This window comes from Luteitalea sp., from assembly GCF_044337415.1.
In the GTDB taxonomy this organism is placed as follows: Bacteria; Acidobacteriota; Vicinamibacteria; order Vicinamibacterales; family Vicinamibacteraceae; genus Luteitalea.
Map to the genome: position 1 here is coordinate 1 of NZ_JBIINP010000177.1, position 8,263 is coordinate 8,263.

At 69.9% G+C, this 8,263-nt stretch carries 7 protein-coding genes and 1 pseudogene; 1 reads left to right on the top strand and 7 read right to left on the bottom strand.

Going from position 1 to position 8,263, the window contains the following annotated elements:
- Positions 1–208: 208 nt before the first annotated feature.
- A complete protein-coding gene (locus ACIRDX_RS18110; protein WP_396626842.1) occupies positions 209–1,813 on the bottom strand; it encodes a SpoIIE family protein phosphatase in 1,605 nt (534 codons plus the stop codon).
- Between the two features lie 51 nt (positions 1,814–1,864).
- Between ACIRDX_RS18110 and ACIRDX_RS18115 the strand changes: the two genes are divergently transcribed.
- Entirely contained in the window at positions 1,865–2,683 is an 819-nt protein-coding gene (locus ACIRDX_RS18115) for a PEGA domain-containing protein (RefSeq protein WP_396626843.1), read from the top strand.
- A 29-nt stretch (positions 2,684–2,712) separates the two neighbouring features.
- On the opposite strand, the gene ACIRDX_RS18120 is transcribed toward ACIRDX_RS18115, so the two are convergent.
- The 6 genes and pseudogenes from ACIRDX_RS18120 to ACIRDX_RS18145 form a co-directional block, all read right to left on the bottom strand.
- Positions 2,713–3,417: an HAD family hydrolase gene (locus tag ACIRDX_RS18120; protein WP_396626844.1), complete on the bottom strand. Its 705-nt coding sequence runs from the start codon at positions 3,415–3,417 to the stop codon at positions 2,713–2,715.
- Between the two features lie 40 nt (positions 3,418–3,457).
- Positions 3,458–4,279, bottom strand: a complete 822-nt coding sequence (locus ACIRDX_RS18125; RefSeq protein WP_396626845.1) for a GNAT family N-acetyltransferase — start codon at positions 4,277–4,279, stop codon at positions 3,458–3,460.
- Complete coding sequence (locus ACIRDX_RS18130) at positions 4,276–5,415, bottom strand: acyl-CoA dehydrogenase family protein (protein WP_396626846.1); 1,140 nt, start codon at positions 5,413–5,415, stop codon at positions 4,276–4,278. The genes ACIRDX_RS18125 and ACIRDX_RS18130 overlap by 4 nt, the downstream gene beginning before the upstream one ends.
- Before the next feature lie 58 nt (positions 5,416–5,473).
- Positions 5,474–5,965, bottom strand: coding sequence for an HIT family protein (locus ACIRDX_RS18135; RefSeq protein WP_396626847.1), 492 nt, complete (start codon positions 5,963–5,965; stop codon positions 5,474–5,476).
- A 2-nt stretch (positions 5,966–5,967) separates the two neighbouring features.
- Positions 5,968–6,315: pseudogene (locus ACIRDX_RS18140) on the bottom strand (integration host factor subunit beta); the annotation flags it as partial.
- A 47-nt stretch (positions 6,316–6,362) separates the two neighbouring features.
- Positions 6,363–8,129, bottom strand: coding sequence for a 30S ribosomal protein S1 (locus tag ACIRDX_RS18145; RefSeq protein WP_396626848.1), 1,767 nt, complete (start codon positions 8,127–8,129; stop codon positions 6,363–6,365).
- Positions 8,130–8,263: the final 134 nt, after the last annotated feature.

Consider the following 8,263-nt stretch of genomic DNA (forward strand, 5'->3'; position numbering starts at 1 on the left):
ATTGCCGGCACCGCGACAATGGCGATGCCTGCCGGAGTGGCGCTGTTCGCCATTCCCGGCATCGCGGCATCGCAGCATTGCCACGACTCAGTGCTGTGCCGTGGCATCGCAGTATTGCCGGCACCGCGACAATGGCGATGCCTGCCGGAGTGGCGCTGTACGCCATTCCCGGCATCGCAGCATCGCAGCATCGCAGCATTGCCAATGCTCAGCCCTGCTGCCCCTCATACCTCACCACGAGCAGCGTGACATCGTCGCCGGCCGGGCGACCGTCGCGGAAGCTCACCGAGGCCTCGAGGAGCACCGCCGCCATCTCGGCGGGGGGCGCGCCGGCCACGGTCGCGAGCGTGTCGGCCACGCCCTTCGGCCCGAAGTCCTCGCCCTTGTAGGACGTGGACTCGCTGACGCCATCGCTGTAGATCACCAGCGCATCGCCCGGCGACAGCTGCAGGGTCTGCACGTCCCACGACCCGAACGGCAGGAGGCCGAGCACCGGGCCGCCCGAGTCCAGCATCTCCACCTCGCCGCTGGCCCGCACCAGCGCCGGCGCGCAGTGCCCGGCATTGGCCAGTTCGAGCCGGCCGTCGGGATACAGCACGGTGGCGCCCAGCGTGAGGTACTTGTTGCCGGGACTGTAGTTGAGCAGCTGGTTGTGCAGCGTCGGCAGGATGTCGGACAGCGGCTGCCCGAGGTCGTGCAGCAGGCGCAGCATGCCGGTGGCGAGCGCCATGATGAGCGACGCGCCCACGCCCTTGCCCGACACGTCGCCGAGCGCGAGCGCCAGGCTGCCGTCGGGCCGCGTCACGCCCTGGTAGAGGTCGCCGCCCACCGAGGCCGCCGATTCGGTCTGCGCGAACGTCGTCGCGTAGGGCACCTCGGGCGGCGCCTGCAGCAGCGCGGCCTGGATGTCCTTGGCGAGCGTCATCTCGTGCTCGTACTTGGCCTTGGCGCGGGCCTCCTTGTAGAGGCGGGCGCTGTCGATGGCCATCGCGGCGTCGGCCGCGAGCGACTCGAAGATGGCGATCTCCTCGCGGGGCACCACCTGCGTGCTGGCCGGGCGCGACACCAGGATCGCCCCGACCGCGTCGAGCCGGCCGATGAACGACGAGTCGTCGGCAAGCGCGCGGCGCGCCACCATGAGCGGCGTCGCGACCATGTCGGGACGCGAGGCCGACGCGGCGCCGATCAGCGTCTCGTGCATGGCCTGGCTGGTGATCGTCCGGTGGCCGCGCACGGCCTGCTTCAGCAGGTCGAGTTCCTGCTGGGCGATCGGCGGCGGCGCGAGCTTGGGCAGCCGCAGCACGATCTCGAGCTTCTGGTCGACGCTGTTGATCAGCGCCAGCGCGCCCCCGTCGGCCCGCATGATGCGGATCGCCGAGCGGAGCACGGCCGCGAGCACCTCGGGCAGCACGGCCGCGCTGTTGAGCTGCCGCGCCACGTCGAGCAGTTCCTGCAGGTGCCGCACCCCGGTGCTGCGGTCGTCGAGGCCCTGCGCCTCCAGCAGCGTGGCGATGGCTTCGCTCACCACCTCGAACTGCACCTGCCGGCCGAACCGCACGCGGTCGCCGTCGGTGAGGATGTGGGCCGTGATGCGCTGGTCGTTGACGAACGTGCCCACGGCGCTGCCGAGGTCCTCGAGGACCAGGGCGTCCTCTCGCCGCACGAGCTGCGCGTGACGCCGCGAGACGCTCGGCTCCGCGAGCACCACGCCCGACAGGGGGTCGCGGCCGATGACGATCGGCTGGTCGCCGGGGACGATCTCCGTCGTCACCCCGGGGGTCGTGGGCACGAGCTTCAGGCGGGCGGGAGGCATGCGATTCGCGTTAGTTCAAGCTTACGTCGTGGCGTGGTAGGCTGGCGGACCATGCGCAGCCTGGAGGCGCCGGAGTCCCCACGCGGGCCCGGCCTGTCACTCATCCTGCTCCTGGTGGCCCTCGTGATCGGTGCGGCGGCATGGTACGCCACCACACGCTCACCCGAGCCGACCAGTCCCACCGCGGTCACGCCGGTCCGGCCGTCGGACCAGCCCACTACGGGGAACGCCGCCGCTCGTGGAACCGAACGGCCCGCGCCCGACACGGCAGGGACCAGACCCACCGCGCGGCCCGGGACTGCCGCGGCGTCACGGCCCTCCGCGAAGGCCGAGCCGACTGCCGAACCCACCCCGGCAGCGGCCGCCAGGGAACTCCGGGTGACGAGCGACGTGCCCGGGGCCTACGTGTTCGTGGACCGCAAGTACCTCGGCACCACGCCCCTCAGCACGCGCGACGTGACGCCCGGGCAGCACCAGATCAACGTCCAGATCGAAGGCCGCCCACCGGTGGTCCGCACGGTGGACGTCCTCGAGTCGGGACCGACCGACGTCGCTGTCTCGCTGGCGGCTCCGCCGCCGTCCGCCGCGCCGGCCATCGACGCCACCGTGGCGGTCGTGCACCAGCACGCCATGGGGTCCTGCGAAGGGACCTTGCGCGCCACCCCCGACGGCTTCCGGTACGTGACCGCGCACAAGGACGCCTTCACCCTGCCGTACACCGCCGTCGAGCAGTTCAGTGTCGACTATTCCGCCAAGCGCCTCCGGCTGAAGCAGCGTGGCGGCCGCACCTGGAACTTCGGCACCACAGCCGAGACGGCCGATCCGCTCTTCGTGTTCCATCGCGACGTCGACGCCGCACGGCCCAGATAGACCAGTGTAGCCCTGCGCCGGCGCCGCGGCTACCGACTCCCGACCGCCTCCTCGCGCAACCAGCGCCCCGGGCCGTCGAGGAACGCCTCGTAGTCCGGCACCACCGTGTGCGGCGCCGGGATGTGCGCGTCGAACTGATCGGCCGAGAACGTGGTCGCCACGCCCACCGTCGTCATCCCGGCCGCCACGGCCGCCGCCACGCCAATCGGCGCGTCCTCGAAGGCGAGGCACTCGGTGGGCGGCACCGCCAGCCGCTCCGCCGCCAGCGCGAACACGTCGGGGAAGGGCTTGCCGCGGGCGACCTCGTCTCCTCGCGCAATGATCGCAAGGCGGGCATCGAGCCCCGTCTCGCCGAGCGTGTGCAGGACGTTCTTCAGGGGCGCCGACGTGGCCACGGCAACGCCGATGCCGTGCGCCTCGAGCCGCGCCAGCAGCGTGAGGGCGCCACGGACCGGCACCAGCCTGCCGCGCGAGACCTGCCGGTAGGCGCCTTCCTTCTCCTCCTCGAACTGCAGGACTTCGTCCCACGTCATCTCGCGCTCGAACAGCATCGGGAAGATCTCGCTGTTGCGCTTGCCGTCGATCCGGCGACGCAGGTCCATCGTGAGGGGCGGCAACTGATGCACGGCGGCGAACGACTCGAACGCCTGCGCATGCAGCGCCATGTTGTCGACGAGCGTGCCATCGAGGTCGAACACGACGGCGCGGGGACGGAATTCAGAGATGTCAGGCACTGTGAAATGTGAACGTGGAAATGGCTCGCGCGCGAGTGCGTCACGACCGGGCAAGCACGAGTCGGCTGTAGAGGGGCACGAAGCCGCGGCGCTGGACGTTGGCCTGCGACCGCGACCCGGGCTCCACGGTCACGACAGCGAGGTGACACCCCGCCGCACGCGCGTCCTCGAGCCGCGCCGACAGCAGCGCCGACTGGACGCCCTGCCGACGATGGGTCGGCAGCGTGGCGGCACCGCACAGCTGATAGATGTCGTTGTCGACGCGGGCCGAGGCCGCGCCGACGGGTTCGCCGAGCAGCATCGCGACGTACCGCCGCACCTCGTCGACGCCGCCAAACTGCGCGACGACGCGCTCGAGGACCGAGGTGTCGTAGGACTCGGCAGGCGCCTCCCGGCCGTCCACCGTCTCGGCGGCCGCGAAGCCGGCGACGGCGATCCGCGCCCAGTCGTCCTGGCGCCCTTGCGCCACGGTGATGCCGTCGGGCAGCACCTGCGGCAACAGGGCATCGATGTCGCAGCCGAGCACCAGTTCGATCCGCTGCAGCCGGTAGCCGCGGCCCTCGAGCCGCCGCACGGAAGCGAAGTCGCCCAGCGTCGAGACCTCCCACCCGGGCGACTCGCCTGTCGACGCGAACCCGGCCTCGACACGGTCGATGTCGTCGTCGGTGATCGGCGCACCGATGCCGGCACCGATCACCTTGGTCATCGGGGACCCAGGGCCGCAGTACACGGCGGCACCAGTGCCTACCGGCACGGAGAACGCGGACGGTTCGCCCTGCCGTCGCGTCACGTCGAGCATCGCGAGGCTGAGGCGCGTCTCCGCGGCCTCGATGCGCTCGGCGAGCGCCACGGTGCCGATCATGCGAGCACCGCGTCGGCGATGATCATCCGCTGCACTTCGGAGGTGCCCTGGTAGATCTCCGTCGCCCGCACGTCGCGGAACAGGCGTTCGACGGTCGAGCCGTGCCGGTACCCCTCCGACGCGAGAATCTGCAGGGCGCGATCGGCTGCCGCGTGGGCGGCCTCGGAGGCCGCCAGCTTGGCCATCGAGGCCTCGGTGGTCGCGCGTGCGCCGCGTGCGCGGGCCGTCGCGGCTCGCCACGTGAGCATGCGGGCGGCCTCGAGTCCGGTGGCCATGTCCGCCAGCATGAACTGGATGGCCTGGTAGCTGGCGATGGGCTGGCCGAAGGCGACCCGACGTTTCGCGTAGGCCAGGGCCTCTGCCAGCGCTGCCTCGCCCACGCCCAGCGCCTGCGCCGCGATGGCGACTCGCCCGCCGTCGATCGCCTCGAGGGCGATCGCGAACCCCTGCCCCGGTGCGCCCAGCATCTGGTCGGGCTCGACGCGCACATCGTCGAGGTCCAGGTCCATGCAGCCCAGGCCGCGGACGCCAAGGGAATCCGCCAGGCCGCGGCGCGACAGGCCGGGCGAGGCCATCGGGACGAGAAACGCCGAGATGCCGCGGCCCCGAAGGTCGGGGCGCGTCGACGCGAACACGATGACGAGGTCGGCGACCTCGGCGTTGGCCACCCAGACCTTGCTCCCGCGCAGCCGGTAGCCGGCACCGTCGGCGACAGCCACCGTCTGCTGGTTGGCGGCATCGGAACCGGCCTCGGCCTCCGACAGCGCGAACGCCCCGACGACGGCCCCGCGCGCGAGGGGACGCAGCCAGCGCTCACGCTGCGCGTCGGTGCCATGGCGGAGGAGCGTCTCGGCCACCAGCGACGTGTTCACCGACAGGATGACCGCGACGGTCGCGCTGGCGCGCGCAACCGCCTCGAGCGCCAGCACGTACGCCACGTCGTCCTGGCCGGCGCCGCCCCAGGCCTCGGGAATGGTGACGCCCATGAGGCCCAGCGCGCCGGCGCGCGCCACGAGATCGCGGGGAAACGTGTTGGCGGCGTCGATCGCCGCGGCGCACGGGGCGACCTCCGTGTCGGCGAACTGCCGCGCACGGTCCGCGAAGGCGGCCTGGCGTCCGGTGGGAGTGACCGTCACTCCCCGTAGGCTATCAGAGGGGCCACCTTCGCGCTGCGCGCTTCGGCGCCCAAGCGCGTCACGGGGCGTCGGCGAACAGCGGCCGCAGGCGTGCGGCCGTCGCGTCGAGCCCCTCGGGCAGGACGCGGCTCTCGCCCACGGTGGTCATGAAGTTGGTGTCGCCGTTCCAGCGGGGCACGAGGTGGATGTGCAGGTGGTCGGCAACGCCTGCGCCGGCCGCGCGCCCGATGTTGATGCCGACGTTGATGCCGTGCGGCTGGTAGGCCGCGCGGAGCACGCCCTCGGACCGCTGCGTGAGCAACATCAGCTCCTGCAACTCGTCGGGCGTCGCCTCGCCCAGCGTGGCGATGTGCCGGCCGGGCACGACCATCAGGTGGCCGTTGTTGTACGGGAACAGGTTGAGGATGACAAAGCAGGTGGGGCCGCGATGGACCACCAGCGAGGCCTGCCCGGCATCGGTGCCGGTGTCGGCGGTACAGAACACGCAGCCCGGGGGCGCGGTGCCGCCGGTGACGTACTGCAGCCGCCAGGGCGACCAGAGGTGATCCATCGCTAGCCGACGGGGGCCGGATCGGGCGAGGAGGCCACGAGCGGCTCGAGGTCGTCCTCGGTGGTCGCGTTGATCAGGTCCTTGAGTTCCTTGCCGGGCTTGAAGTAGGGGACCTGCTTGGACGGCACGTCCACCCGATCGCCGGTCTTCGGGTTGCGGCCCTTGCGGGGCTCGCGCTTGCGGAGGCGGAAGCTGCCGAATCCCCGGAGCTCGACCTTGTCGCCCGCATGGAGGGCGCGGATGACCGAGAGGAAGACCGTCTCGACGATCTGCTCGGCGTCCTTCTTGGTGAGATCGGAGACGCGGGAGACCTCTTCGACGAGATCCGCCTTGGTCATGATGTCCTCGACGAAAGAAGACGCCGACGGGAGGAGCCTCCCGCCGGCGTCGTTCGGAGTTACTGCTTCTGCTTGAAGTGGTCACCCAGCGTGGCACCGCCCGTGGAGGACGCCTCGCTGATGTACTGGCCCCAGTCGGCGCGGTACGTGTCGTCCTTCAGCGCACGGATGCTGAGGCCGACCTTGCGCTCCGACGGGCTGAGCTTGATGACCTTCATCGGGTAGCTCTGCTCGACCTCGAGGGAGACCTTCTCCTCGCCGTTCTCCGCATCGAACTCGGAGACGTGGATGAGGCCCTCGATGCCCTCGGTCAGCTCGACGAACGCCCCGAAGGAGGTCATGCGCACGACCTTGCCCTCGATGACGTCACCGACCTGGACACGACCGAAGAAGTCGTCCCACACGTCGGCGGCCAGCTGCTTGAGCCCGAGCGACAGCCGCTGGTTCTCGGCGTCGATGTTGAGCACCATCGCCTCGACCGTGTCGCCCTTCTTGAGCATCTCGGACGGGTGCTTGAGGCGCTTGCTCCACGACATGTCCGAGATGTGGATGAGGCCGTCGATGCCGTCCTCCACCTCCACGAACGCGCCGAACTCGGTGAGGTTGCGCACCTTGCCCTTGATCTTCGTGCCCACCGGGTACTTGTCGGTGAGCTCGTGCCAGGGGTTGGTCTCGACCTGCTTGAGGCCGAGCGAGATGCGGCGCGCCGACGGGTCGACGCCGAGCACCATGGCCTCGACGCTGTCGCCGACGTTGAGGATCTTCGACGGGTGCTTGACCCGCTTGCTCCACGACATCTCGCTGACGTGGATGAGGCCCTCGACACCCGGCTCGAGTTCGATGAAGGCACCGTAGTCGGTGAGGCTGACCACGCGGCCGGTGACGCGCGCCGTGACCGGGTAGCGCTCCACCACGTCCGACCAGGGGTCGGTCGTGAGCTGCTTGTGGCCGAGCGACACGCGCTCGTTCTCGGGGTCGAACTTGAGGACGATGACGTCGACCTCGTCGTTGACCTTGAAGAGCTCCGACGGGTGCTGGACGCGGCCCCACGACATGTCCGTGATGTGGAGCAGGCCGTCGATGCCGCCGAGGTCGATGAACGCACCGTAGTCGGTGATGTTCTTGACCACGCCGCGCATGACCTTGCCCTCGGCCAGCGTCTCGAGCGTGTGCTTCTTCTTCTCGGCGTTCTCCTCCTCGAGCAGGACCTTGCGCGAGAGGACGATGTTGCCGCGCTTCTTGTTGACCTTGATCACGCGCATGCGCAGTTCCTGGCCCTTGAGGGCATCCAGGTTGCGCACGGGACGGACGTCGATCTGGCTGCCGGGCAGGAAGGCGCGCACGCCGATGTCGACGGCCAGGCCTCCCTTGATGCGCTCGATGACGCGACCGATGACCACCTTGCGATCGGCGAAGGCCTTCTCGACCTCGTCCCAGATCTTCATCTTCTCGGCCTTTTCGCGCGAGAGGACGATGTGGCCATCACGATCTTCGGTGCGCTCGAGCAACACGTCGACCGTGTCGCCGGGCTGCACGATCACTTCACCGTTCTCGTCGAGGAACTCGTCGAGGGGGATCATCCCCTCCGACTTGAACCCGACGTCGACGATCACCGCGGAGGCGGAAACGGACAGGACCGTACCCTTGACGACCTCGCCTTCCGTGATGTTGCGGAAGCTGTTGTCGTACAGGTCGAGCAGGCTGGCGAAGTCCTGCGCGTCCATTTCCTGATCATCTGCCGTCCACATGGGCTTCGTGGTCGCGGCAGCGGACTGCCGGGCACTGACTTCACGCACTTCCGGCTGGTCCGTAAGTTGATCTGACATGCGTTGAAAATCCTCCTCGGTGGCGTTTGCCGGTCTTTACAGCGCCGGCGGCTGTCGGTGGTGGCACGCGCTATGCGGGCAACCGACAGAATTTACACCCTTTAGGGGGAGGGCGTCAAAGGGCTGGGTACCGG

What these genes read in the sequence shown, in the direction of transcription:
- ACIRDX_RS18145 (WP_396626848.1), bottom strand. Translation starts at nt 8,129, where the DNA reads ATGTCAGATCAACTTACGGACCAGCCGGAAGTGCGTGAAGTCAGTGCC.
- ACIRDX_RS18115 (WP_396626843.1), top strand. Translation starts at nt 1,865, where the DNA reads ATGCGCAGCCTGGAGGCGCCGGAGTCCCCACGCGGGCCCGGCCTGTCA.
- ACIRDX_RS18110 (WP_396626842.1), bottom strand. Translation starts at nt 1,813, where the DNA reads ATGCCTCCCGCCCGCCTGAAGCTCGTGCCCACGACCCCCGGGGTGACG.
- ACIRDX_RS18125 (WP_396626845.1), bottom strand. Translation starts at nt 4,279, where the DNA reads ATGATCGGCACCGTGGCGCTCGCCGAGCGCATCGAGGCCGCGGAGACG.
- ACIRDX_RS18135 (WP_396626847.1), bottom strand. Translation starts at nt 5,965, where the DNA reads ATGGATCACCTCTGGTCGCCCTGGCGGCTGCAGTACGTCACCGGCGGC.